At 37.9% G+C, this 24,372-nt stretch carries 26 protein-coding genes and 2 tRNA genes; 12 read left to right on the top strand and 16 right to left on the bottom strand.

Annotated features, from left to right (window positions below; genetic code table 11):
* Positions 1 to 4 precede the first annotated feature (4 nt).
* The 14 genes from CXF64_RS03155 to CXF64_RS03090 all read right to left on the bottom strand — a co-directional run bounded on the left by CXF64_RS03155 (position 5) and on the right by CXF64_RS03090 (position 13,723).
* Positions 5 to 2,104, bottom strand: a complete 2,100-nt coding sequence (locus CXF64_RS03155; protein ID WP_101216251.1) for a DUF1302 domain-containing protein — start codon at positions 2,102 to 2,104, stop codon at positions 5 to 7.
* A gap of 252 nt (positions 2,105 to 2,356) precedes the next feature.
* Positions 2,357 to 2,578, bottom strand: coding sequence for a DUF2835 family protein (locus CXF64_RS03150; protein WP_010552655.1), 222 nt, complete (start codon positions 2,576 to 2,578; stop codon positions 2,357 to 2,359).
* The gene (gene pepN, locus CXF64_RS03145) at positions 2,579 to 5,173 is read right to left on the bottom strand and encodes an aminopeptidase N (protein ID WP_101216250.1); all 2,595 of its coding nucleotides are present in this window, start codon (positions 5,171 to 5,173) and stop codon (positions 2,579 to 2,581) included.
* 47 nt (positions 5,174 to 5,220) lie between these two features.
* Positions 5,221 to 6,684, bottom strand: coding sequence for a Na+/H+ antiporter NhaC (gene nhaC, locus CXF64_RS03140; protein WP_007586912.1), 1,464 nt, complete (start codon positions 6,682 to 6,684; stop codon positions 5,221 to 5,223).
* Positions 6,685 to 6,865: 181 nt separating this feature from the next.
* Positions 6,866 to 8,890: a carboxy terminal-processing peptidase gene (gene prc, locus CXF64_RS03135; protein WP_007586913.1), complete on the bottom strand. Its 2,025-nt coding sequence runs from the start codon at positions 8,888 to 8,890 to the stop codon at positions 6,866 to 6,868.
* Between the two features lie 26 nt (positions 8,891 to 8,916).
* A complete protein-coding gene (gene proQ / locus CXF64_RS03130; RefSeq protein WP_101216249.1) occupies positions 8,917 to 9,567 on the bottom strand; it encodes an RNA chaperone ProQ in 651 nt (216 codons plus the stop codon).
* Positions 9,568 to 9,582: 15 nt separating this feature from the next.
* Positions 9,583 to 9,861 carry a hypothetical protein gene (locus CXF64_RS03125; protein WP_002961910.1) on the bottom strand — a complete coding sequence of 93 codons (279 nt, stop codon included), beginning with the start codon at positions 9,859 to 9,861 and terminating at the stop codon, positions 9,583 to 9,585.
* Complete coding sequence (locus CXF64_RS03120; protein WP_007586917.1) at positions 9,861 to 10,319, bottom strand: GAF domain-containing protein; 459 nt, start codon at positions 10,317 to 10,319, stop codon at positions 9,861 to 9,863. The genes CXF64_RS03125 and CXF64_RS03120 overlap by 1 nt, the downstream gene beginning before the upstream one ends.
* Before the next feature lie 128 nt (positions 10,320 to 10,447).
* A complete protein-coding gene (locus CXF64_RS03115) occupies positions 10,448 to 10,828 on the bottom strand; it encodes a hypothetical protein (protein ID WP_007586920.1) in 381 nt (126 codons plus the stop codon).
* Between the two features lie 174 nt (positions 10,829 to 11,002).
* A complete protein-coding gene (locus tag CXF64_RS03110) occupies positions 11,003 to 11,248 on the bottom strand; it encodes a hypothetical protein (RefSeq protein ID WP_101216248.1) in 246 nt (81 codons plus the stop codon).
* A 13-nt stretch (positions 11,249 to 11,261) separates the two neighbouring features.
* Positions 11,262 to 12,074, bottom strand: coding sequence for a CPBP family intramembrane glutamic endopeptidase (locus CXF64_RS03105; protein WP_101216247.1), 813 nt, complete (start codon positions 12,072 to 12,074; stop codon positions 11,262 to 11,264).
* Positions 12,075 to 12,192: 118 nt separating this feature from the next.
* Entirely contained in the window at positions 12,193 to 13,089 is an 897-nt protein-coding gene (locus CXF64_RS03100) for a LytR/AlgR family response regulator transcription factor (RefSeq protein WP_232783783.1), read from the bottom strand.
* Between the two features lie 369 nt (positions 13,090 to 13,458).
* Positions 13,459 to 13,549: transfer RNA gene (locus CXF64_RS03095), tRNA-Ser, on the bottom strand.
* Positions 13,550 to 13,632: 83 nt separating this feature from the next.
* Positions 13,633 to 13,723 (bottom strand) — tRNA-Ser (locus tag CXF64_RS03090).
* A gap of 251 nt (positions 13,724 to 13,974) precedes the next feature.
* Between CXF64_RS03090 and CXF64_RS03085 the strand changes: the two genes are divergently transcribed.
* The 7 genes from CXF64_RS03085 to CXF64_RS03055 are packed head-to-tail and all read left to right on the top strand — an operon-like array spanning position 13,975 to position 17,114.
* Entirely contained in the window at positions 13,975 to 14,640 is a 666-nt protein-coding gene (locus tag CXF64_RS03085) for a Bax inhibitor-1/YccA family protein (RefSeq protein ID WP_007580214.1), read from the top strand.
* Positions 14,641 to 14,695: 55 nt separating this feature from the next.
* The gene (gene tusD, locus CXF64_RS03080; protein ID WP_101216245.1) at positions 14,696 to 15,049 is read left to right on the top strand and encodes a sulfurtransferase complex subunit TusD; all 354 of its coding nucleotides are present in this window, start codon (positions 14,696 to 14,698) and stop codon (positions 15,047 to 15,049) included.
* A complete protein-coding gene (gene tusC, locus CXF64_RS03075; protein WP_007580210.1) occupies positions 15,046 to 15,402 on the top strand; it encodes a sulfurtransferase complex subunit TusC in 357 nt (118 codons plus the stop codon). The genes tusD and tusC overlap by 4 nt, the downstream gene beginning before the upstream one ends.
* Entirely contained in the window at positions 15,399 to 15,665 is a 267-nt protein-coding gene (locus tag CXF64_RS03070; protein WP_101216244.1) for a DsrH/TusB family sulfur metabolism protein, read from the top strand. Before tusC ends, CXF64_RS03070 begins: the two co-directional genes overlap by 4 nt.
* A 3-nt stretch (positions 15,666 to 15,668) precedes the next feature.
* Positions 15,669 to 15,998: a TusE/DsrC/DsvC family sulfur relay protein gene (locus CXF64_RS03065; protein WP_007580207.1), complete on the top strand. Its 330-nt coding sequence runs from the start codon at positions 15,669 to 15,671 to the stop codon at positions 15,996 to 15,998.
* A complete protein-coding gene (locus CXF64_RS03060; protein ID WP_101163788.1) occupies positions 15,998 to 16,684 on the top strand; it encodes a pseudouridine synthase in 687 nt (228 codons plus the stop codon). The genes CXF64_RS03065 and CXF64_RS03060 overlap by 1 nt, the downstream gene beginning before the upstream one ends.
* On the top strand, positions 16,677 to 17,114 hold the full coding sequence (locus tag CXF64_RS03055) for an NUDIX hydrolase (RefSeq protein WP_024592558.1): 438 nt from the start codon (positions 16,677 to 16,679) through the stop codon (positions 17,112 to 17,114). The genes CXF64_RS03060 and CXF64_RS03055 overlap by 8 nt, the downstream gene beginning before the upstream one ends.
* Positions 17,115 to 17,159: 45 nt before the next feature.
* Here the strand turns inward: CXF64_RS03055 and CXF64_RS03050 are convergent, their stop codons facing one another.
* The gene (locus CXF64_RS03050) at positions 17,160 to 18,431 is read right to left on the bottom strand and encodes a sensor domain-containing diguanylate cyclase (protein ID WP_101216243.1); all 1,272 of its coding nucleotides are present in this window, start codon (positions 18,429 to 18,431) and stop codon (positions 17,160 to 17,162) included.
* 360 nt (positions 18,432 to 18,791) lie between these two features.
* Between CXF64_RS03050 and mnmA the strand changes: the two genes are divergently transcribed.
* The 5 genes from mnmA to CXF64_RS03025 all read left to right on the top strand — a co-directional run bounded on the left by mnmA (position 18,792) and on the right by CXF64_RS03025 (position 23,755).
* Complete coding sequence (gene mnmA / locus CXF64_RS03045) at positions 18,792 to 19,892, top strand: tRNA 2-thiouridine(34) synthase MnmA (RefSeq protein WP_007580201.1); 1,101 nt, start codon at positions 18,792 to 18,794, stop codon at positions 19,890 to 19,892.
* Positions 19,892 to 20,494, top strand: a complete 603-nt coding sequence (hflD, locus tag CXF64_RS03040; protein WP_101216242.1) for a high frequency lysogenization protein HflD — start codon at positions 19,892 to 19,894, stop codon at positions 20,492 to 20,494. The genes mnmA and hflD overlap by 1 nt, the downstream gene beginning before the upstream one ends.
* 31 nt (positions 20,495 to 20,525) lie before the next feature.
* Complete coding sequence (gene purB, locus CXF64_RS03035) at positions 20,526 to 21,896, top strand: adenylosuccinate lyase (RefSeq protein WP_024589170.1); 1,371 nt, start codon at positions 20,526 to 20,528, stop codon at positions 21,894 to 21,896.
* A gap of 88 nt (positions 21,897 to 21,984) precedes the next feature.
* Positions 21,985 to 23,142: a ribosomal protein uL16 3-hydroxylase gene (locus tag CXF64_RS03030; protein ID WP_101216241.1), complete on the top strand. Its 1,158-nt coding sequence runs from the start codon at positions 21,985 to 21,987 to the stop codon at positions 23,140 to 23,142.
* Positions 23,143 to 23,296: 154 nt separating this feature from the next.
* Positions 23,297 to 23,755, top strand: coding sequence for a GNAT family N-acetyltransferase (locus CXF64_RS03025; RefSeq protein ID WP_101216240.1), 459 nt, complete (start codon positions 23,297 to 23,299; stop codon positions 23,753 to 23,755).
* A 63-nt stretch (positions 23,756 to 23,818) separates the two neighbouring features.
* On the opposite strand, the gene CXF64_RS03020 is transcribed toward CXF64_RS03025, so the two are convergent.
* Positions 23,819 to 24,265, bottom strand: coding sequence for a DUF4826 family protein (locus tag CXF64_RS03020; RefSeq protein WP_007580192.1), 447 nt, complete (start codon positions 24,263 to 24,265; stop codon positions 23,819 to 23,821).
* Positions 24,266 to 24,372: the final 107 nt, after the last annotated feature.

Below are 24,372 nucleotides of genomic sequence, written 5' to 3'. Positions count from 1 at the left end.
ACCCCTAAATAGAATATTTTAAGTTAAAAGAAACGTAATCGCGATCTGAGAAAGTATTAATATCGCCGCCGCCCCAAAACGAGTTATAGCTCACATCAAGTGACCACGCATTTTGGTAGTTAAAGTTCATGGTTGCACCCAAAGATTTACGGTCTTCAATAAATAAGAACATAGGGTCTGGTGTATTACCATTTACGTCATGAGAAAATACAAAACGTGGAGAGAAGTTAATACCTTTGTAAAGGTTAAAATAATCACCTTTAGCAATTAAGCGGTAACCCCAAGAAGATGCTGTAGCGAATGATTTTTCTTCAGCGCCATTTGATAAACCAAGTTGCAATGTTGAATAATCAGTAGTACCTGGGCCTGTAATTGTGCCACTACGGCCAGTACCGGATACATTTAAACGCATTTCGTCATATTCTGGCATGTTATGAATTTTTACTGCACCCACTTCACCAACTACAGCCCAACTATCAGCACCTAATGAAGGTCCAAATAAGTGAGTAGCCGTGAATTGAATTTGTGATGTATCACGTTCAATATAGCCTTGAGCAACTTCACCCGCACCAACAGAACTAATATCATCGCCAAAACTCATTTGCGAAATACCTGCAAAATCAGGACGAAGACCTGCAAGAGCTAACTGCTCAGGCATAGCTGTATAAAGTAACTCTACGTCATCAATTTGCAGTGGTTCATCTTGACGAAACGCAAACTCACCCGCAAAGGCTGTTTCACCAATAGTGGTGTTAAAACTTAAACCATATAGTTTAATATCTTCTGGGTAGTCGTTTTCAGCTTTAGAAAAAGCGGTTAAATCAGCAACATTATCTGACGTAATTTCTGTCGTCATGATCATCGCTAAATCTTGAGCAATTGCTGCCTGCGAAAAGTTTGATACACGACCAGATATAAGCGGACGACGACTATGGTAGTTCACGTGGTATAACGCAATTTCAGTATCATTAAATTCAGGTAAAAATATACCTAAACGTAAACCGTACTGGCCGCCATCTTCAGGTTCTGTTTTACCATTATCCCCTTTGCCTTTTAATGCAACCTTAGTTGGGTAAGCAAGATACATTTGGGCTAATAAAGCGCTTCCTTCAGCACTTGAAGGATCAATACCTTGAGCAGCTGCTGCTAATGCAAAATCAGATGTTAGGTTATTTAAACTATCCGTTAAAAAAGCAACATCAATATCAGGATTAGACGTAAAGCCTAATTGAACATTCTGTTGATAACCATTTTCTGCTGCAAAGTCATTAGTAGAAAAGTATGTACCTGCTGCTGGTAAACGTGTTTCTTGCCATTGATATTGGTAGAAACCTTCAAGCGTAATGTTCTCAGTAATTCCGAGCGATGCCCAAAGCATACCGATTGGTATAAATGCTTCTTTTAGCTCAGCGCCAGGTGCTTTTAGTCGATCTATATCAACTGGGTTTACGTTAATACCATGAGATATAAGCGTACTTTCACCCCAGTTAACTACTTGCTGGCCTAAACGGACAGATAAAGGGTTATTACCATCATTTAAATCAAAATCGGCCCATACAAACGCGTCTAATAAACGTATGTCGGCACAACTTTGTGCTTTGGTGTCTTTATCGTCACATGGATCAACACCCTGCCCTGATGTAGGATTTGAATAAGCGTGGTACCCATCCATTAAAGCAAAGTCATAAAAATACATGAAGCGAGTGAACAAACCGTAGTTATCTTTATTTATTGAAAGGTCGTGTGTGCCCTTCAATAGTTTTGAGAAGGAGTCACCACTATCAAAATTTAAATTACCCGCATCACCATTATTTGAGTAAGAGCCCGGTTGTGCCCATACATCTTGTGATGAGTAAATAGTATTACTTAGCGCTGGGTTGTAACCTGTCCAATCAAATGCTGGGTTATTACTTTTGCCAATTAGGTTAAAGTCTCTGTCTTCTACACGAACACTTTGCCCATATGAAAAGGTTGAATCGAAGGTAATATCAAAACCTCCAGCTTCAAATGTTACAGCTTGAGTACTTGCTGCAGATAAACCTAAACTAGCGGCTGCTAAACCTATAGCGATTCTATTTTTAACAAAAAGCGATCTTCTTATCATTTTGGTTCCCCCCTGTCGCGGGTCATTTTGTGTGATCAAGTTATTGTTTTTAGTGTAATCATAACGATAGAAGCGAATCAGTAAAATTACAAATACTCGCTCTAATCTGTCATATACTTCTTATTCTGGTTAACGCTTACGTATTGGTAAGACGTCGTACCAGATAATTTATACACGTAATTTAACAATAGGACAAATTGAAATTAACAAAAATACAATATTTTTATGTATATATAACATAAAAACCGAGCGTCAGGCCACTCGCTCTAGGCGGATGAACTTGTTTTCGGGGGTTAATAAGAGTCTAAAACGGCCACGTACACCCAAGCTCGAAATGAAGGGCCTCAAATGCGTAGCAGCAAAACGAATTGTTTTACCGCCATCCTCTACAACCTGTAAAGAGCTAAAACGGCCATGGTAGTAATCCATGCACTCGTTATAGCTCAATCTTAAGGTAAAATAATACTCAATCATTTATGCGAGCGCTTTTTCAACCTTTTCATACAAGTCAGCACTTAGGCCATCTAAATTGGCTAAGCGCTGTAATTGCAGTTTCATTGCTTGTGAGCGTACATCATCGTAACGCTTCCACGACATAAACGGTGTTAGCATACGCGATGCATTTTGTGGATTAATTGCATTAAGTTTTATTAATAAATCACCTAATAACGCATAGCCTTGAGCATCTGCTCGATGAAATTGTGCTGTATTAAAGTGGCTAAAACTTCCTACAAGTGCACGTACACGGTTAGGATTTGAAAAATCAAAACACGGGTGTTCGTAAAGTGCCTTAATATCATCTATAGCAGTACTGCCTGATTGCATAGCTTGCAGTGCAAACCACTTATCCATGACTAAAACATCATGACGCCACTGACTATCAAAATGACTCAAAAGCTCATCTCTAACAGGGTGTGAAGCTTTTACCACAGCGCTTAGGGCACCAAGTACATTAGTCATATTAGTCGAGCTTGCAGCTTCTTTAATAAAGGTTACAGCTTCTGGACTTTGTGTTTTAGCAAGGTAGTGCAGACATATTTGCTTTAAAGCACGATTCGCAACAGCGCTTGCACTTATACTGCCATCATCTTCAAGAGATTCGTAACAACTAAGAAGCTCATCAGCAAGTTCATCAGCAATTTGTTGCTCAAACTTTTCTGTTATTTCAATAATGTCATCTACAGGTATTACATCAAATTCAGCAGCTAACGTGTCAAAACTCGGCAATTTAAACAGCTCTGCAATTAAAGCTAAATCGCCCTCTTTGGTGTTTATAAGTACACGTAGCGCATTTATAATTTCGCTGCTTAATACGCTATTCGTTGCATCGGTGATTTGAGATTTAATCGCCTTAATGAATAGCTGCTGTTGTGCATCCCAACGTGAAAAATCACTGCGCGCAAAACGCATAATATGCAATAGTTCAGGCTCTGTTGTTTGCTGGTTTAAAATACAAGGTGCAGAAAAGTCTTCGAGTAAAACCGCAACAGGCTTTTCTAAAATATTATCAAAGCTAAATGTTTGAGTCGCATTAGTTACATCGAGTACATGATCTAGCTTTTTACCTTTATATTGCAGAGCAATACTTTGTCCATTGGCATCAAGTAGTTCAATAGCAAAAGGTATATGAAGCTTTTTATTCTCTGGCTGATTAGCTGGCGCTGTTTGCTCGATTGTCAAAGTGTATGTATTTGAGCTGCTATCAAATTCTTGAATTGCATTTAAACGCGGTGTACCTGATTGGCTGTACCATTGTTTAAATTGCTCTAAATCAACACCTGATGCATCGCTCATCGCACTTACAAAGTCATCACATGTAACTGCTTGCCCATCGTGGCGCTCAAAGTAAAGCGTCATCCCTTTTTGAAAGTTAGTTTCACCCAGTAATGTGTGCATCATACGGATAACTTCAGCACCTTTATCGTATACAGTTACTGTATAAAAGTTATTCATTTCAATAACTTTCTCAGGGCGAATTGGGTGAGCCATAGGGCCTGCATCTTCGCTAAACTGATGCGTCCGCATAACTTTGACCGCATCAATTCGGTTAAGTGCACGAGAGCCTAAATCACTACTGAACTCTTGGTCTCTAAATACAGTCAACCCTTCTTTTAGCGATAACTGAAACCAATCTCTACAAGTAACTCGGTTACCTGTCCAGTTATGAAAGTACTCATGCCCTACAATGGATTCAATCGTATGGTAGTCTTTGTCTGTGGCTGTTTCTTGATTAGCTAATACGCATTTACTATTAAAAACGTTTAGCCCTTTATTTTCCATCGCGCCCATGTTGAAAAAATCGACGGCTACAATCATATAAATATCAAGGTCATACTCTAAATTAAAGCGTTCTTCATCCCACTGCATTGCCTTTTTGAGTGAGGCAATAGCATGGGGGGTTTTAGATAAATTACCTTTATCAACAAACAATGCTAATTCTACATCTCTGCCGCTTTTAGTCGTGTACGTATCTTTTAAAACATCAAAATCGCCCGCTACAAGTGCAAATAAATAGCTCGGCTTTTTAAATGGGTCTTGCCATTTCACAAAATGACGACCATCTTGTGTTTCACCACTGTCTACTTGATTACCATTAGAAAGAAGTTGTAGATACTTTTTATCGGCAATAATAGTTACATCAAACGTGGCAAGTACATCAGGGCGATCCATGTAATAGGTGATCTTTCTAAAACCCTGCGCTTCACACTGCGTGCAATACGCGCCACCTGATAAATACAAACCCTCTAAAGAAGTATTCGTCTCAGGCGATATCTCGGTCACAATACTTAATTGACAACTATCCGGTAGGTTATTAATTATTAGCTGCTCGCCAATAATTTCATAATCAGTTATATCAACCGTATCAATAGATAAAGACAGTAAGCGTAAATCAATACCATCAAGCACTAAAGGTGCTTTTTTATCACCAACACGAGTAAGCGTTAGCAAAGAGCTTACTTTGGTTGATAATGGCTGTAAGTCAAAGGTTAGCTCTGTGTGGTCAATTAAAAAATCAGGAGCTTTATAGTCTTTAAGATATTGTGCTTGAGGTTTACTTGATTCAGTCATAGATACTCCAAAACAGCTCCTTTTAAGTTAAAAGGAGCTGTTTAAAATTAGGCGGATTGTTTTGGCTTAATACGTAAAATTTTAATGCCCAAGTAGGCATAAACCACCGCTAAAACAGGGTTAATTAAGTTAAAGAAAGCGTAGAGTGCATAATCAAAAGGATTTATTAGTAAAACGCTTTGCATATATGCGCCACACGTGTTCCATGGAATTAGTGGGCTGGTAATTGTACCGCCATCTTCCAATGTACGAGATAAGTTAACAGGCTTCAAACCACGTTTTTCATATTCATCTTTAAACATACGACCAGGCACAACAATTGCAATATATTGATCGGCCGCTATCACGTTAGTACCAATACACGTTGCTATTGTTGCCGCAATTAACGATCCCGTACTTTTAGCTATTTTAAGTATGCTTTTAACAAAAATATCTAAAAGGCCTGTTTTTTCCATAATGGCACCAAACATCAGTGCAGTCATAATAAGCCATGTGGTTGTAAGCATTCCGGACATACCGCCACCACTGAGTAGTGAGTCCATTTTGTCATCGCCTGTACTTATGCTAAAACCATCAAAAAACGTCGTCCAAACAAGCTTAAAATAGCCAACTAGCTGCCCTTGAGAAACATCAATTTGGCTAGCAATTAAATCAGATTGAAACAACATGGCCCAAACAGCGCCCACAACAGCACCGATAGAGATAGCAGGAAAGGCTGGCATTTTTTTAATCGCTAAAACTAAAAGTACAATTAGCGGGATTAGCATTTCAAAACCAATATTAAAGTTTTGCTGTAAAATAGCCGTTATTTCATCAATACGCCCCGCTTCGCTTGAAGCAGTTGCATTAAAGCCCATGAATATAAATATAATCAGTGCAATTACAAAACTTGGTACTGTCGTCCACAGCATATGTTGAATATGCTCAAATAAATCAGCGCCTACAACTGCTGGCGCTAGATTGGTTGTTTCTGACAGCGGGCTTAACTTATCACCAAAGTACGCACCAGATATAACAGCGCCTGCTGTAACTGTTTGTTCAAGTCCAAGACCCGTTGCAACGCCTAATAAAGCAACACCTATCGTAGCGGCAGTAGTCCAAGAACTACCTATACTCATAGCTACAATGCCACAAATTAAACAACTCGCTGCATAAAACCAACTTGGGTTTATAACTTGCAAGCCATAATAAATTAAAGTTGGTACAGTTCCAGAAAGTAGCCAAGTGCCAATTAACGCACCTACCATAAGTAAAATTAGGATAGCGCCAAGTGAAAGCGTTATACCTTCGATCATGGCTTGTTCTAATTTTTTCCATGTATAACCGTTTTTAAGCCCAATTAAAGCCGCTGCAAAAGTAGCAAATAAAAGTGCAATTTGGTTAGGGCCTGATGAAGAGTTATCACCAAATAAGTAAACTGCAGCACCAAGTAAACAAATTAATACAGAGATAGGAATTAATGCATCAAAAAACGAGGCGGGCTTGATTGGTTTGTCATCCAATAGCTTCAAAGTAGAGACTCCTAGACACACTTACTGTGTGTTTAATTATTATTTTTAGCACGTAAAGCGCATTAATTGAGCATGATTGATCTAGCTCAACTTTATGTAATCAAATATTATAACAATTTAGTAAATTTTAGGTAGTAAAAAAGGCGCTAATGCGCCTTTTTTATAGAGGTAAAACCAGTTGTTACTTCTTAGCTATACGACCATAATTAATATAATCTTGAGTAATTAATGCAGCTTCTTCCAAAAATGGGTCAAGCTCTTCAATTACTTCAGGTAAATCGTCTAAGTTTTCTACCGGATCTTTACCTAAACGCTTAAGACGCTCGTTAGTACGTACAAGTGCGCGTGCTTCACCTTCATCTTTTTCTTTAATACGCGTAGCTTCAACTAAAGAGATAGTTTTACGATCTTTCTCTTCGTTGTATAAGGTAATGTCATTAAATACATAACCAAATTCTGGCTCTGATTTAATTCGTACTTCGTGTTGTTTTTCAAGGTATGTAATAATAGGTGTTAAATTACCTAATTTTTTGTATTTCGCTTTAACAATGCTGTCCCAGGGAAGTGCATTATCTTGCTTACTTTCGCCCCACTCTGCAGGATCAATTGCTGATGGAAACGAAATATCAGGGATCACACCTTTATGTTGCGTACTACCACCGTTAATACGATAAAACTTAGCAATCGTATATTGTACGCTACCCAGCGCATTATCGTATAAATCGTAAGCGCGGCCTAAGCCTTTGTGCTGCTGTACTGTACCTTTACCAAAAGTTTGCTCGCCAATAATAACTGCACGACCATAATCTTGCATAGCTGCTGCAAATATTTCAGAAGCAGAGGCACTGTAACGGTCAACTAAAACAGTTAAAGGACCGTCGTAATAAGTTATACCATCACGATCTTTTTGCTCTTCAATACGGTTATTTAAGGTATGAATTTGAACAACTGGACCTTGGTCAAAAAACAAACCAGACAGTTGTGTTGCTTCATATAAAGAACCACCACCATTTTGGCGTAAGTCGATAATAATACCATCAACTTTTTCTTCTTTAAGCTTAGCCAGCTCAACTTTTACATCTTTCGAAAGATTATTGTAAAAGCCTGGAATTTCAATCACGCCAACTTTACTTGTTAAATCAGAGTATTTGGCTTCAAATACTTCTGATTTAGCCGCTCTATCTTCAAGTCGAATTTTATCACGCGTGATTTCAACAACTTTAGGTGCGCCGTGAGCGTCAACACCTTTTAAATACTGTAGACGTACTTTAGTCCCTTTAGGACCTTTAATTAAATCAACTACGTCATCTAAACGCCAGCCAATTACGTCTACAAATTCTTCGCCATCTTGGGCAACACCAATAATGCGGTCATCAGCTTTAATTTGATCTGTTTTATCTGCAGGGCCTCCCGGCACTAAGCTGCGAATAACAGTGTAGTCTTCATCAGGGCTTAGTACGGCACCAATGCCCTCAAGCTCTAAATCCATATCCATTTTGAATTGCTCTGCACGACGTGGCGATAAATAAGATGTATGCGCCTCAATACTACGTGCTAGCGAATTCATAACAATTTGAAAAGCATCTTCTGAATTAGATTGTACTAAACGTTTTTCTGCATTTTTATAGCGTTTGGTCAGCACTTCTTTAATGCCTTCCCAATCTTTACCCGTCATTTTTAAACGCAGTGCGTCGTACTTTACACGCTCACGCCAAATTTCATCAAGCTCAGCTTGTGACACAGGCCATGCTGAATCTTCACGGTCAAAAAAGTATTCATCTTCTTTATCAAACGTCATTTCTTTTTCAAGTAAAGTAAGTGAATACTCGTAACGTTCAAAACGGCGTTTAAGACTTAAGTTAAAAATATCAAACGTAAAGTCTAATTTACCGGTAGTAATAGCGTTATCAAAGTCATCACGATATTGCTCAAAAGAAGCAATATCGCTGGCTAAGAAAACGCTTTTATTAAAATCAAGGGATTCGATATAACGATCGTACACTTTACTAGAAAGCTCATCGTTAAATCGAACCGGTGTATAGTGTGAACGAGCAAATAAGCTGGCCACTCGTTTGCTAGCAGTACCATGTTGACTCTCTTGCTTAAGCTGGGGTAAATCGTCAATTGTAACGGCTTCTACAGCAGCAAATAATGAACCTGAAAACAGGGCAGCAACTAACGGAATGAGCGTAAACTTTTTACTCATACACAACTCCTTAATTTATTTACAACTTAAACGATGTATAAGCTGTCAGCTTTGGTTTTAACTTGCATACCTGTCACTAATTCAACATGAACGTCATCTTTGTTCACTTCAGTGATTACTGCATTTACAAGTGCTTGGCCAAGTTTAACCTTAACCTTATTATTAACCTTGACCTCAGTTGCTGGTAAAGGTTCAATTTTTCCTGAACGTTTAACTGGCGCTGCTTTAGCAGGTTTGTTAGCTGCAGGTGCGTTTTTATCGCCTGCTTTGCTAACATGAGCTGGTTTTTTCTTGAAAGATTTAGAATCAGAATCTTGGCGAGGACGCTGTTGTTTTTTGCGTTTTGCCATTTTAGCGCGGCTTTCTTCCAATGCTTTTTGTGCATGGTCGATATGCTCTTGCTCAACTTTTTCACCTTGATTACCATCAAGATCAATACGAAACTCTGACTTTGTCACAGCTTCTAAATAACGCCAATTAGACGTGTATTTTCTAAGCGCTTGACGAACTTGAGTCTTACTTACTTTTTCAGACCCTTCAATACGCTCAGCAATATCTTTAAAAATACCTACTTTAAGCGGCTTGATGCCATCTTTTTGTTTAAAACATTGTGGGAATTCTTGATATAAAAATTCCAACACTTCATTAATATCTTTTAGCTTGTTTGTGGTTTCCATTTTAGAACCTATTTTTCACATCTTTTCATCAAGGGACGAATCGACGTAGTGTGTTACCCAGTCGACCAACTCTTCGAAATCGGCTTCTATTACAGCCATATCACCCCGAAGGTGTTCCCAAATACCATTAATTGTTTCATCAATAAATTCACATTCTGAATCATCTGGAAGACGATCCCATGCAATATGAATTAAATCATTGAGCGTTTCCGCTACATGCTCTTCTTCGCCTTCCCAGTCGCCAACATCTTGCACAGCAAATAGGTAGTCTTGAACATTTAGCAAATCTTTCATTACAGGCTCGCCTCTAAGCATTTCACTAATGCTTCAAGGCCAGCTTTATCATCAGCATCAAATCGGCCAATACTTGGACTATCAATGTCTAGTACTGCGAATACTTTACCATGTTTCATGATAGGTACAACTACTTCAGAGTTAGACGCTGCATCGCAGGCTATATGCCCGTCAAAAGCGTGAACATCTTCAATTAATTGTGTTTCAGCGGTTGCCGCAGCTGTTCCACATACCCCTTTCCCAACGGGAATACGGATGCATGCAGGATTACCTTGAAACGGACCAAGTACTAATTCAGTAGGAGAATCCATAAAGTAAAAGCCCGCCCAATTTACATCTTCTAAAGAGGTAAATAACAGCGCGCTTATGTTTGCCAAATTGGCAATTACATTAGATTCACCAGCTATCAGCGATTCAGTTTGCTTAACTAATGACTGGTAAAAATCGTGCTTTTGCATACCAAACTACTTCTTATTAAACATACAGTAGCTAAAGGTACTCTTTGTCGTGAAAAATTGGAACCTTTTGGAGGTAAAAAAAAGGAAATCGCACCGTTTATCAGCGTGCTTGGTTAATAATGCTGCGATTATTTTTTTACCGATTTGCGAAGACCAAATAAAAACAGTCCGGCTGCAAATGCTGACATAACACTATTAATCAAAAATATCTCGCCAGTTGAGGCACTTAATAAGTAACTAAATATAGCGCCACCTAACAAACCAAGCGTTAATACACCTGAATAATTAACTTTAGAATACTTAAACATTAGTAAATACCCTGGCACAACAAAGGCCGCCATCGTTAAGCCTACAATATGTGCATTTGAGATAGCAGTCATCAACAGTTGAAAAAATACGGATAAGAAATCACCCTGTAGCGTTAGTGCATAATACAATCCTAACAAGCTGCCAATAATTACCGGGGACAATAATGAAAGCGCGACGCTTTTTGCGAGTTGATGTTTCATCTAATAATCCTTAATACAGAGTATAAATTTTAATGTATTAAGCATGCACCAAGATCTAAAGCTTAGAAATAGAGACTATGGTCGTAATTTATGATTAAAAATAAACCTTATTGCAGTATGAGCCTATTAATAAATTAATAGGCTCATACGTTTGGGTCATACTTATCAAAGTGCTTATAACTGAGCTATTTTATTTGATAACTCAAAGTGGCGAGATGTTACTATTTCCTCTAGCACTGCCAATCTTTTGTTCAACATCGCTCTTTGTTCCTCTAATTTTGTTATCTTATTATTATTCAGTCCATTAAATTTTACTTGCGCTGCCATTATTGTAGTTTTATAGGTGAAATAACGTTTAGTAATAGTAAGAATCAAAAAGGGTGAGCTAAATATAATTATTACAATAAATAGTTCTAGCATGGTCGTTTCCCAATCAATTTAAGTAAGCTTGTTGCGTATAAAGGCCACTTTTAGTGCATTGAAATAATTTTGATAATGTAACTTCGCGCTGCTTTCCTCGTCGAATTAGCATCTCAACATACACAATACTTAACACAATGGCTGTTGCTTTAAATAAGTTACCTTGTAGATCACCTGCTGCGCCGCCCGACATACCAAATATTCCGTAAGCTGCATTCATAAAAATATGCATCCACATAGGAAACCAAATACGATAACCACATTCACAATATAGCCACGCAAACCATGTACCTGCTACAGTAGTGATCGCAACCGCCATCAATGCAGAAATCGCATCATTACCTTGATAAATATGGCCCAGGCCAAATATTACTGAACTAATCAATGCCGCAGGCACAAAGCCCCATCTACAATATTTAAATAAAACACCAAACAATGCAGCCCTAAAAATTAGCTCTTCAAAAAAACCCGCATAAACTGAGCCGGTGATTATTGCTGGTATTGATAGGTTAAGTTCATCACTCAAAAATCCATAACCTATTGCCATAGGAGCACAACAAATAATTGCTGCGAGTGCATAGTTAATAAAACCAGAAGAATTAAGCCCTATAGATTCAAAAGGCTCACTTTGTTTAAACAAAATAATAGCCGCAATAACTAACGGTCCATATAAAAAAGTATATTTAGCGGGGGTAAATAAAATGCCAGTTAGATTATCAAGTTCAGACAACCAGCTAGACCAACCTTCTCCCCAAAACTGCCTCATTACATAGTGGCAAAATACAAATATAGAAATTATTACAAGTGCCTTGATAGCGTATTTCATATCTACTTTCCTCGTTAAGTTGTAAATTTCAACTTAATCTTCGCAATAGTAAAAATACAAAGCGACTTATTAGGTCTCAATTACAAGACGAGGTATAAAGCCCATGTTTTAGGGGGGATTAACATGTTTTTGGGATTAATGACAAAGCATCTTTTATTACTTTTACATAAGAACGAGACACCGGTATTTTAATATCAATTGTATGCAGCGATAATTGCAACCCTCCAGCATTACCACTGTAGTGCTGAATGTTTTGCAGGTTGACCGCATAAGAACGGTGGCATCGTAATATAATTGTATTTTCTGGAAGCTGCTTTAATAAACCGCTAAGAGATACACGTAATAGTTTACGTGAAGTTGAAGCTCCTTCCAGTATTGTTATTTCACAATAGTTGTCTGAAGATTTAATAAATAAAATATGGTGATGAGCCGTGTTAATTTCGTCGTTTTTATTATCGCCTTTAAGAGTAATTGTCTTTAATTCAACTTCTCTCAACTGCTCTTGAACGACGCTAACTGTACTTGGCTTAGTTAAATCTATTACATGCCTATTTACCACAAGTAAAAAAATAAGAGGAAATACACCAATACAAAAAATATACCCTACAAAAAGTAATTGATTCTGCCAATGCCAAGACCCAAGTACAGCAACCACAAAATACCCATGATTGAATAACGCAGTAATTAAAATATATGTGACAGGAATAATAATTAAACGGCTTAATTTACTTAGCTTAAACTTAAGTAACACTATTTCTATGAATCCTGACAATAGCAAAGCACAAAAGGTTACTAACCCATAGCCAAAAAGCCGCAGAAACTTGTAAGACTCGGTATCGCTTGAAGTGCCAAAAGGTTGAAATACAAAAAGTACAAAAAGCGCTATAAACGAAAACATGACGGCACGATATACAACTAACTTTCTCGAATCTAGATCATCTTTGAGCCACAACATCCTATTTTGCATACCTTTAATCCACCAATGTTTAAAAATAGCACACATTAATATGTGCATTCCAACTCATTTAAAATTTTTGTGATGGTAGTTTTATTAAAAACAAAAAAAGGAAGAGAACATCAACGTTATTTAACAGCAGAAGATGGTGTGTGAGCAATTCTATCTGCTTTTAAGATTTTACTAATGAGAGATAAAACATGTAATACCAATTCGCTTAATTAAGTGGTCTATTTTGAGGGCGGAAAAACGTGTTGATAGCTAGGCAAAAAATCCGCTATTAGTTGTTCTAAATGAGAATTTTTTAACGCAGGGAGCGACACGTTTAGCCCCGCAAAATGATTAAGTATTATTGCGGATTGGTATAAGTGCACTGATTTTGTTCCAAACACAAAAAAGCCCGCTAAATTAGCGGGCTATTTTGTTATATGGTGGAGAGATAGGGATTTGAACCCTAGATGGGCTATAAACCCATGCCGGTTTTCAAGACCGGTGCATTCGACCACTCTGCCATCTCTCCGATACTGCTAAGTTAAAAGTAAGAGTGTACTAATAACTATTTAAATGAATGATACTTTAATTACCACACACTTATTAAATAAGTGGTGGAGAGATAGGGATTTGAACCCTAGATGGGCTATAAACCCATGCCGGTTTTCAAGACCGGTGCATTCGACCACTCTGCCATCTCTCCGCACGGCCTGCATAATAGGGAAACCCATCCCTTTTGTGAAGCTTTTTTTTGAATTAATTGTTTAAGTGCTTAAAAAACAATTAATTTGTCTAAAGTTAGAACAAAGTGTTTTTAATTTAGCCGTCAATACTCTTTTATTTAAATATTTAACTCTATTGATCTACAAAGGTTTGCCCAAACATATAAGAGTTGGTAATCTAATTTTAGTTAAATTATCGAAACACACACGTTTCACTTAAAGGAGCTCTACAATGGCGTTTAATCAATCGTACAATACCGCGAAACCGGTAATGTCTACCATTGAAACAAACAAGGTACTTAAAAACACCTACTTTTTACTAGCTATGACACTTGCATTCAGTGCTGTTACAGCCGGTATTTCAATGGCACTACAATTACCTTACTTTATGGGAATTGTGTTTACACTTGTTTCGTTCGGTTTATTATTTGTTGTAAATAAAAAAGCAGATACAGCATCTGGTGTATTTTGGGTGTTTGCTTTCACAGGTTTAATGGGGGCAGGCTTAGGTCCATTGCTTAACCATTATGCTGCAATGCCTAATGGCCCAATGCTTATTATGCAAGCGTTAGGTTCTACGGCGCTTATCTTTTTTGGTTTATCTGCTTATGCACTGAACACTAAAAAAGACTTCTCATTTATGGGTGGCTTTTTAACGGTTGGCTTAATCGTTGTGATTGTAGCTAGCATTGTTAATATTTTTGTTGGCAGTTCACTTATGTTTATGGTGCTTAATGCGGCAGTTGTATTGATCATGTCTGGTTTGATTTTATTCGATACAAGCCGAATCATTAATGGTGGCGAAACCAACTACATTCGCGCAACAGTGTCTTTATACCTAAGCGTATATAACTTATTTACGTCTTTACTTGCTCTACTTGGCGCAAGTGATGACTAATTAAATAGTTCTGTTAAAATAGCCCCTTAATTGGGGCTTTTTTATTGGAATTGTTTTGTCACGTTTCGTTCTTTCATTACATACACCACCATCCGATCACGATACAACGCAAAGGTTAGTTAAGTTTGCGAATGCATGTTTAGCCCAAGGGCACACCATTGATGCTGTTTTTTTATACCAGCAAGGTATTTATCATGCATCTACCCACTTTGATTTATCCTCAGACGAACTTCAAATTTCAGCACTTTGGCAGGAACTCGCCGATCAAAAACTAAATTTAATGCTGTGTGTTACCGCCGCTGAAAAACGCGGGTTAGATATTAAAAACACAGGTGTATTTGCAGTCGCAGGGCTAGCTGAATTTGCAATGCTTGCAAGCGACGCTGATAAATGGGTGCAATTTAAATGATAAACGTATTAGTAATGAGTCAGTGCAGTCCATTTGACGATTTAAATATTCGTGATGCACTTGATATGACATTGATATTTGCTGCCGTTGACCAAAATGTGAGTTGGTTGTTTAGCGGCCCCGCCGTTTTGGCTTTAAAAAAACATCAACAACCAAACAATATTGGCTTAAAAGATTTTTTTAAAAACATTAAAACACTCGAAATCTATGATGTTGAAAACATCTACGTGTGTGAAAAGTCATTGCTTGATTATGGTTTAAATAAACATGATTTACTCATAGAGGCAAAAGCACTCAACTTTAGCCAACAACAAACATTAATCAAAGCGCAGCAACATGTGGTGAATTTATGAGTACATTACATATTTTTTCTAAGCCGCTTAACTATTATTCGGCTAATCAGCTAGAGAACTTAATTTTATCAGACGATAACGTGCTACTTGTTGGTGATGCCTGCTTTGCAAAAAAACAATTTAGGCAATTTGCAGATACACTGTTAATACTTGAACAAGACGCGCAAGTACGTGCAATAAAATTAACAGGTAACGATAAAGCCATTAGCTATGAAGACTTTGTAGCACTCACTTTATCAACTAATCAATCAATTACGTGGTAACTCATGCTTGAATTTAACAACCAACAGATTGAAACCGACAAACAAGGCTACTTGCTTGACCATACTTTGTGGTCAAAGGAGCTTGCACCTGTAATTGCTATCCAAGAAAACATTACCCTTAGCGTTCAACACTGGGAAGTCATTAACTTTGTTCGTGATTTTTATATTGAATATAACACCAGCCCAGCAATTCGGATGCTTGTAAAAGCAATGGCTAAAGCACTCGGTGAAGATAAAGGAAACAGCCTTTATTTATATAAATTATTCCCTAAAGGTCCTGCTAAGCAAGCAACAAAAATCGCCGGATTACCAAAACCAGCTAGGTGCATATAATGAGATCTAAATCAGGCAATAATCAAGTAACTGAATCCAAGCCAAAAAGAAGTACAGGGCGTACTTATTCACGCAGTGCACTTAACAAAACGCCTTCAGGTAAAAGAGAGATAAAGCCGCAAATAGCATCTAAAGACAGAAAAATTGTGTTATTCAATAAACCATTTGATGTGCTATGCCAATTTACGGATGACGCAGACAGAAAAACTCTCGCTGAGTTCATCCCTATTAAAGAGGTTTACGCAGCAGGAAGATTAGACAGAGACAGTGAAGGTTTATTACTTTTAACAAACTGTGGGAAATTGCAAAACAGCTTAACTGCACCTGATAAAAAAACGAATAAAACATACTGGGCACAAGTTGAAGGTGAACCAACAAGTGAATCAATTAATGATTTATGTAATGGCGTAGAACTTAAAGACGGGCTTACACTCCCCGCTAACGTTAAAATAATTGATGAACCTACAATTTGGACGCGTAATCCGCCTGTACGAGAGCGAAAAGCAATCCCGACTACTTGGTTAAGTATTACCATTAACGAGGGTAAAAACAGACAAGTTCGCCGAATGACCGCGCATATTGGACACCCTACACTTCGCCTCATTCGTTATAGCATTGGCAACTATACCTTGGATGATATTAATTGTGGTGAATACAAAGTAATTAAGGGCGTAGTTGATGCATAAACCGCATGTAACAGTTGCGGCAATAGTAAAAAAGCAAAATGAGTTTTTACTTGTAAAAGAGCGCGATAAATTTACACAGCAGGTTTGTTACAATCAACCTGCGGGTCATTTAGAGCAAAACGAAACTCTTGCACAAGCTGCAAGCAGAGAACTACTTGAAGAAACAGGCTTAGCGCTTGAGCCAGTCGGCTTTTTAGGTGTGTATAATTTGCATGCCGAAAATGGAGTGCACTATTTACGATTCTGCTTTTTATTTGAAGCGCCTGATAATATAAAAGCGCCAACACCAATAGATACCGACATTATCAGCGCTAACTGGTACACATTAGAGCAAATAAAATCACTACCGCTTAGAAGCCCTTTAGTATTGAAGTGTATTAACGACAGCCTGAATCGACCAGTATTAAGCCTAGAAACTATTTATAATTAGCTATATTGGGGAGTAGCTTAAATAAAATAATTAACTCTATTTTATTTACTCGGAGCTTAGCGCTATGCAGTTACGCCCTTGTTTTTTAGCATAATACAGGGCGTTATCAGCGGCTTTAACAAAGCTAATTTCATCACTATTTGTATAGTCACTGATGGTATTAATACCCATACTTATAGATAAAAATCCGGTAAAGCTATCCTGGTGTGCAATAGCTAAATTTTCTACAGCTTTTTGTATTTGCTCAGCTATAAACAACGCCCCTTGCCTATCGGTTTGAGGTAATAAAACAACAAATTCCTCTCCCCCATAGCGAGCAACAAAATCTTCTGGGCGACTAACCGTTGAAGCAATTGTTTGAGCCACATCATATAAACACGTATCGCCCGCTACATGCCCATACCGGTCATTAAATTGTTTAAAATGGTCAATATCGATAATAATCATCGATAGCATGCCTTCGCATTCTTTTGCTCGTTCGTACTCATGCGTTAGTTTTTCATCAAACCGACGCCTATTTGCAATTTTGGTTAATGCATCCAAAAAGGCCATATCCCTAAGTATATCCTCTGCTTCTAAACGCTCTGTAGCATCATTAAAAACAGCTAAAAACTCTTCACCTATATCAATTCCTGAAATTTCCATCATCACTTGTGAACCATCACGACAAGAAACTCGATAGTTATTTGCGGGTATATCGTTATTATTATTTAGCGCCTTTTCAAGTGAGTCTTGCCACAGATCTTTTACAAGTGCTCTATATTGCGGATCTGGATACGCTTTTTCCCACCACGATTTAAGATTAGGTACATCCTCTACCGTATAACCAAAAACATCTACAAAGCGTTGATTAACTTTTAAAATATCACCCGTTTTAGCACACACATTACATACCGGCATTGGCAAAACGGTAAATAACCTAGCGTAATGACTTATCTCATGCTTGCGCATAGGGTTGAGCGTACTTTGAGGTAAGTAACTCATTGGCATATCACTTTTTTCAATACTAAGCTTTTCGTCCATTTCTAAAGCAAAATACCATTCAAGCCACCAATGCTCTACACGCTCAAGCACCTTTAGCTCAATGTTCTTTTTAGCGGTTGAGCCCTTAATTAAGCTAAATAACTCATGTACATGATTTGGTTCTTGGAAAATGTGAGGGTTTTTGAGTTTTATTAACTCATAAAAAAGGTGATAGGCTGACTTTTTAAACTCTGTCGTTTTACTGGAGAGTAATTCACTATCCACAAAATCAGATTCGTTTGTGTAGTGTTCAACTAAAGAATTTATCTTGTTTATTTGATAGGCGTAATTCATATATTCATTCCATTGACTATATATCAAGCGACTTAAAGTGGTTTACATTCATATACTCACCACTATTTTTATTTTATTAAGTGTATATTTACTCTAGTAGTTTTAAAAGAAAATACTATTAATAAAACTCAATAACTACATGAATTATTCTATAGTCTTAATTTATTAGTAAAGATCACTTTAATATTACTAAAGTTACAGCCTGATAACGCGCTTAAGTCTAGTTTGCTATTTGTTATATAAATAAAATACTGACTAATTCCCCTCTTTGCGCCCTTAGTCTCTTTAAGCACAAACAAAATACATGCTATAATCGCGGCCTTTCCAAGTTAACAGCAATCTGTATAAGCGAAATTATTCATGAGCGAAAATAGTCACATTAAAGTCATTGTTGGCATGTCCGGCGGTGTTGATTCTTCTGTATCTGCATATTTATTACAACAACAGGGCTACCAAGTAGAAGGCCTGTTTATGAAGAACTGGGAAGAAGACGACAATGATGAATACTGTGCTGCTGCTGATGACTTAAAAGATGCACAAGCAGTGTGTGATAAGTTAGGCATTGAGCTTCACACTGTTAACTTTGCAGCAGAATACTGGGACAACGTATTTGAGTACTTTTTAGCTGAGTACAAAGCAGGTCGTACACCTAACCCAGATATAATGTGTAACAAAGAAATTAAATTTAAAGCCTTTTTAGAATTTGCTGCTCAAGCACTCGGTGCTGACTTTATTGCAACGGGTCACTATGTTCGCCGTGAGCTTCGCGATGACAAATACGTAATGTGTCGCGGACTTGATAACAATAAAGATCAAAGCTACTTCTTATATACTCTAAGCCATGAACATATTGGCCAAACGTTATTCCCTGTAGGCGATATCGAAAAACCAGAAGTACGCCGCATAGCAGAAGAACAAGACCTAATCACTCACGATAAAAAAGACAGTACAGGTATATGCTTTATTGGTGAGCGTAAATTTAAAGACTTTTTACAAAAGTTCTTACCAGCACAACCTGGCGTTATCGAAGACACAGACGGTAACAACGTAGGTGAGCACGAAGGCTTAATGTACCACACACTTGGACAACGCAAAGGCTTGTTAATTGGTGGTATGAAAGAAGGTTCTGGTGAGCCTTGGTACGTAGTAGATAAAGACCTTGAGCGAAATGTACTTATTGTGGGCCAAGGTAAAGATCACCCTCGCCTATACAGCAACGGTCTTAACGCAAACCAACTTCACTGGGTAGACCGTATTGGCCCTAAAGGCACAACTCGCTGCACAGTAAAAACGCGTTACCGCCAAGAAGACTTAAGCTGTACCCTACTTGTAGGTGAAGACGGCATGGCCCGCGTATTGTTCGACGAGCCACAAAAAGCAGTGACGCCTGGTCAATCTGCCGTATTTTACGCAGAAGATATCTGTTTAGGTGGCGGTATTATTGATTCGGTGATTAAGTAATGAATGAACACCAAGTCATGGCGCTTGCCGCCATGTGCCAGGCTGCTAAACAAGTTCAAAAAATTGCCCAGTACGGCAACAATAACGAACATGATTTAGAAATCTTACTTTCAAGTATTATTCAAACATCTCCGGCATCGCCAGAAGATGTTTACCAAGGTACTGACAACTTACGTGATGGTTACAAAACATTAATGGCGCAGCTAACCGCAGGCGCTCAAAAAGATGTTGAAATTGTAAAGTACGTAGGTGGTTTAATGCAGCTTGAGCGAGCACTAAGTGCAAACGGCAAAAGCTTAAACGAATTAGGTAAACGAATTGATGATATTCATCGTCGTTTAGACCACTTTGCTATTACCGATGAGAGCGTTGTTGCCGGTTTAGCAGATATATACTCGTCGGTGCTGAGCCCCCTTGGGCACCGAATACAGGTTTATGGCAAACCCGAGTTATTAAAACAGCAGCTCACTCAAAATAAAATCCGTGCGTTATTATTAGCCGGCATTAGAAGTGCAGTATTATGGCGACAAATGGGCGGTAAACGCCGTCACTTTTTCTTTGCAAAAAGAAAAATACTCGCTATTGCTAAAACAAAAATTTAACTATCGTTCAAACTAAAATTTAGGAGTTATTATGGAGCTTTCAGCGTTAACGGCTATCTCTCCAGTGGATGGTCGCTACGGCAGCAAAACCACTGAACTACGCAGTATTTTCAGCGAATTTGGCTTAATCAAATACCGCGTAATTGTTGAAGTGCGTTGGTTGCAAGCGTTAGCTGCAGCAAGCGATATTAAAGAAGTACCTGCATTTAGCGAAGAAGCTAATGCACTTCTAAACGCCATTGTAGATAACTTCAGTGAAGCTGATGCACAACGCGTTAAAGATATAGAACGCACTACAAATCACGATGTTAAAGCGGTTGAATACCTACTAAAAGAAAAAGTAGCCGATAACAGTGAGCTTCATGCAATAAACGAATTTATTCACTTTGCTTGTACTTCAGAAGATATTAACAATCTATCTCATGGTTTAATGCTAAGCGAAGCGCGTAAAAATGTTTTACTTCCTTATTGCGATGAACTTTTAAGCGCAATTAAAGCTAAAGCAATTGAATACAAAACAATCCCAATGATGACTCGTACGCACGGACAACCTGCTACACCATCAACTATGGGTAAAGAGTTTGCTAACGTATATATGCGTTTAAAGCGTCAACGCGGGCAAATTGCACAAGTAGAGATGCTAGGTAAAGTTAACGGTGCTGTAGGTAACTACAACGCACACCTTAGCGCATACCCTGATTACGACTGGCATACACATGCAGATAAATTTGTATCAAGTTTAGGCTTAACACTAAACCCATTTACTACACAAATTGAACCGCATGACTATATTGCAGAGTTGTTTGACGCAATTGCACGTTTTAACACTATATTGTTAGATTTTGACCGTGACATGTGGGGTTACATTGCCCTTAATCACTTTAAGCAAAAAACAATTGCTGGCGAAATTGGCTCATCAACAATGCCACATAAAGTTAACCCAATTGATTTTGAAAACTCAGAAGGCAACTTAGGCTTAGCAAATGCTATTTTTGCTCATCTTGCACAAAAATTACCCGTTTCTCGCTGGCAGCGTGACCTTACTGATTCAACGGTATTACGTAACCTAGGTGTAGGTATGGGTTATGCAATTATTGCATACCAATCAACACTTAAAGGTGTAAGCAAGCTTGAAGTAAACGAGCAACGTTTAGCTGACGAGCTTGATCAAAACTGGGAATTGCTAGCCGAGCCTATTCAAACAGTTATGCGTAAATATGGTATTGAAAAGCCATACGAAAAACTTAAAGATTTAACACGCGGTAAACGTGTAAACAAAGAAATAATGGCTGACTTCATCGATGGTTTAGACCTTCCAGAGCACGCTAAAGTAGAAATGAAAAAACTAACACCTGCTAATTACATTGGTCGTGCTGTTGAGTTTATTGATGATTTAGTTTAAAAACTAAATTGCTCTTTTAAAAAGCGAAAGGATCATCCTTTCGCTTTTTTTGTTTTAACCCCATAGCACTAACTAGTAGGCATAATGTATGTATCAATTAAAAATAAATAATTTGTCTGAGCAAGAGTTTTTAAGCCATTTTTGGCAAAAAAAGCCGCTTTTAATCAAACAAGGTTTTGCTGATTTTCAAGACCCGCTTGATGCTAATGAATTGGCCGGCCTAGCAATGGAAGAAAGCATAGAGTCACGTATTATCACCAATCATAAAAATGACTGGCAAACGCACCAAGGTCCATTTGAAGACTTTGAGCAGTTAACCGACGATCACTCTACTTTACTCGTGCAAGCAGTTGATCACTGGCATAGCGATGCTGCACAACTGCTAGAACCATTTAGGTTTATTCCCAACTGGCGCATAGATGATTTAATGATCAGCTATTCAACGCCTAATGGTGGTGTTGGTCCACATTTAGACCAATACGACGTATTTATTATTCAAGGCGAAGGTAAACGTCATTGGCGTGTAGGCCTCCCTGATCCAACACTTAAACAGTTTGCTCAAAACAAAAAGTTACTGCAAGTTGAACCTTTTGAAGCCGTAATTGATTGCATATTAGAACCAGGCGATATTTTGTATATTCCACCAGGGTGCCCTCACGAAGGTTACGCTGTAGAAAACGCATTAAATTATTCAGTTGGTTTTAGGGCGCCAAATCAACAAGATTTATTGTCGAGCTTTGCCGATCATATTATTGATACCGAAAGCGGACAAAAACGTTATACCGATCACAACATCACACTAAGAAAATCAAAAGGTGAACTTACAAACCTTGAAGTTGATAAAGTTAAAACACTGATGGCGGCACTTTTAGAAAATGACGATTTATTTAAACAATGGTTAGGCTCAACGCTTAGTCAGCCCAAACATGAAATGGATTTAGCACCAGTAGAACCTCCATTTACACCTGAGCAAATAAGCGATGATTTAAGTGATGAAGAAACTGTGTTTGAGCGTTTAGGTGGCACGCGTGCTATTTATCAGCAACTCGATACCGAAGTGTTATTAAGTGTAAACGGTGAAAATTACGCTATGCCATTAACTGACTTAGCGGCGGTAAAACTACTTACCGATAATACTGAATTTGAAAGTTCATCATTAAATTTAACAAACCCAAGTTTAGTTTTTACTCAAACTTTTACTACACTTGTTAATGAGGGGCTTTGGTTTAATATAGACCAAGAGTAATAATACCAATTTTATTAATAATGGTGAGCATTTTGCAGCGTAAAATATTATGTATACAGGTTAGTTAAAAATTTTAATTTTCATCTGATATTGGCTTAAATAATTTTGCTGTGATTGCTTACTCATTTTAATTGGCTATCAATAGGAGTTTGCAATGGGCTATCTGGTTGATAAGGTTGAGTGGGATATAAAAAAAGATATGCTACAAAAAATTCGAGAGCGAGTTTTTGTTTATGAGTTACATATCCCCAAGCATATCGAATTTGATAGCCTAGATAAAATTGCATTACATGTACTTGTAACAGACGATGCAAACTGCCCAATAGCAACGGGTAGATTATGTAAAGATGGCTTAATCGGCAGAATAGCTGTATTACCTGAGCACCGTAATCGCAAAGTATATAAATCGCTTCTCAACTTTATTGTTGAATTAGCTTCCAACCAAGGTATAGAAGAAGTAAGCATTAATTGTATTTTAAATGAGGTAGAGCGTTTTAAGCGAAATGGCTTTATTCAGCAAGGAAATGTTTTTATGGAGGCGGGAATTCCTAGGCAACGTATGCAATGCTCTGTTTCGGCGTTTAATACAACTCCCTTCACACTTGTCCATTAGATAAAGAAAAGGGCAATAAATAAGCTATCACCCTCTACTTTTTTTACTTAACCCAAACTGTAGCTACTTTGGTTCATTTGCCCACAGCGGTTCATTATCATACATTTCGTACAAGCCATGTGCTCTATTTATAAGTAAGTTAGCAAAATCTACCTGCGTTTTATCACGCGCGCCTGTACTCATAATTTGATCCGCTTTTAATTGCCACTGCAAAGAAAAATAACGCATTGCATCGCGAGCATCTGTAGCTGCACTTACTTCAGCATGATCTGTAGGTAAGCGCCCTGTTACTACCCAATATGTTTTACCGTTTTGCGCTTTAAATTTCCACATTGCACAAAGTGGTGCTAAAAATCGGCTGTCTTTATCAACTACTGATTTTGGCATAATGCCCTTTTCGGCTAAATGTTTTTGCGCTGCTTGAAAACATTCGCGTTGCCACTGCATTCTTTGCTCATCAGTTATAACTTGCTCTTTTGCTGTTAACGGCTTTTTTTCTTGTTGTTGCATTTTTAATAACCTTTTACTTCTTTTTTAACACTCTAAGGGCTTAGTAAATAAGGTGCAAGTATAAAACGGTCATTTGCACCTTAAAGCGCTCTGTTTGCTGTGTTTTT

Origin of the sequence: Pseudoalteromonas sp. GutCa3, assembly GCF_002836155.1 — a bacterium.
Taxonomy (GTDB): domain Bacteria; phylum Pseudomonadota; class Gammaproteobacteria; order Enterobacterales; family Alteromonadaceae; genus Pseudoalteromonas; species Pseudoalteromonas arctica.
This window is presented reverse-complemented; position numbering and strand designations above follow the sequence as displayed.

Excerpts from the sequence above, each read along its gene's own strand:
- CXF64_RS03155 (WP_101216251.1), bottom strand. The coding sequence starts at position 2,104 with ATGATAAGAAGATCGCTTTTTGTTAAAAATAGAATCGCTATAGGTTTA.
- CXF64_RS03150 (WP_010552655.1), bottom strand. The coding sequence starts at position 2,578 with ATGATTGAGTATTATTTTACCTTAAGATTGAGCTATAACGAGTGCATG.
- pepN (WP_101216250.1), bottom strand. The coding sequence starts at position 5,173 with ATGACTGAATCAAGTAAACCTCAAGCACAATATCTTAAAGACTATAAA.
- prc (WP_007586913.1), bottom strand. The coding sequence starts at position 8,890 with ATGAGTAAAAAGTTTACGCTCATTCCGTTAGTTGCTGCCCTGTTTTCA.
- proQ (WP_101216249.1), bottom strand. The coding sequence starts at position 9,567 with ATGGAAACCACAAACAAGCTAAAAGATATTAATGAAGTGTTGGAATTT.
- CXF64_RS03125 (WP_002961910.1), bottom strand. The coding sequence starts at position 9,861 with ATGAAAGATTTGCTAAATGTTCAAGACTACCTATTTGCTGTGCAAGAT.
- CXF64_RS03120 (WP_007586917.1), bottom strand. The coding sequence starts at position 10,319 with ATGCAAAAGCACGATTTTTACCAGTCATTAGTTAAGCAAACTGAATCG.
- CXF64_RS03115 (WP_007586920.1), bottom strand. The coding sequence starts at position 10,828 with ATGAAACATCAACTCGCAAAAAGCGTCGCGCTTTCATTATTGTCCCCG.
- CXF64_RS03110 (WP_101216248.1), bottom strand. The coding sequence starts at position 11,248 with ATGCTAGAACTATTTATTGTAATAATTATATTTAGCTCACCCTTTTTG.
- CXF64_RS03105 (WP_101216247.1), bottom strand. The coding sequence starts at position 12,074 with ATGAAATACGCTATCAAGGCACTTGTAATAATTTCTATATTTGTATTT.
- CXF64_RS03100 (WP_232783783.1), bottom strand. The coding sequence starts at position 13,089 with ATGCACATATTAATGTGTGCTATTTTTAAACATTGGTGGATTAAAGGT.
- CXF64_RS03085 (WP_007580214.1), top strand. The coding sequence starts at position 13,975 with ATGGCGTTTAATCAATCGTACAATACCGCGAAACCGGTAATGTCTACC.
- tusC (WP_007580210.1), top strand. The coding sequence starts at position 15,046 with ATGATAAACGTATTAGTAATGAGTCAGTGCAGTCCATTTGACGATTTA.
- CXF64_RS03070 (WP_101216244.1), top strand. The coding sequence starts at position 15,399 with ATGAGTACATTACATATTTTTTCTAAGCCGCTTAACTATTATTCGGCT.
- CXF64_RS03065 (WP_007580207.1), top strand. The coding sequence starts at position 15,669 with ATGCTTGAATTTAACAACCAACAGATTGAAACCGACAAACAAGGCTAC.
- CXF64_RS03060 (WP_101163788.1), top strand. The coding sequence starts at position 15,998 with ATGAGATCTAAATCAGGCAATAATCAAGTAACTGAATCCAAGCCAAAA.
- CXF64_RS03055 (WP_024592558.1), top strand. The coding sequence starts at position 16,677 with ATGCATAAACCGCATGTAACAGTTGCGGCAATAGTAAAAAAGCAAAAT.
- CXF64_RS03050 (WP_101216243.1), bottom strand. The coding sequence starts at position 18,431 with ATGAATTACGCCTATCAAATAAACAAGATAAATTCTTTAGTTGAACAC.
- mnmA (WP_007580201.1), top strand. The coding sequence starts at position 18,792 with ATGAGCGAAAATAGTCACATTAAAGTCATTGTTGGCATGTCCGGCGGT.
- hflD (WP_101216242.1), top strand. The coding sequence starts at position 19,892 with ATGAATGAACACCAAGTCATGGCGCTTGCCGCCATGTGCCAGGCTGCT.
- purB (WP_024589170.1), top strand. The coding sequence starts at position 20,526 with ATGGAGCTTTCAGCGTTAACGGCTATCTCTCCAGTGGATGGTCGCTAC.
- CXF64_RS03030 (WP_101216241.1), top strand. The coding sequence starts at position 21,985 with ATGTATCAATTAAAAATAAATAATTTGTCTGAGCAAGAGTTTTTAAGC.
- CXF64_RS03025 (WP_101216240.1), top strand. The coding sequence starts at position 23,297 with ATGGGCTATCTGGTTGATAAGGTTGAGTGGGATATAAAAAAAGATATG.
- CXF64_RS03020 (WP_007580192.1), bottom strand. The coding sequence starts at position 24,265 with ATGCAACAACAAGAAAAAAAGCCGTTAACAGCAAAAGAGCAAGTTATA.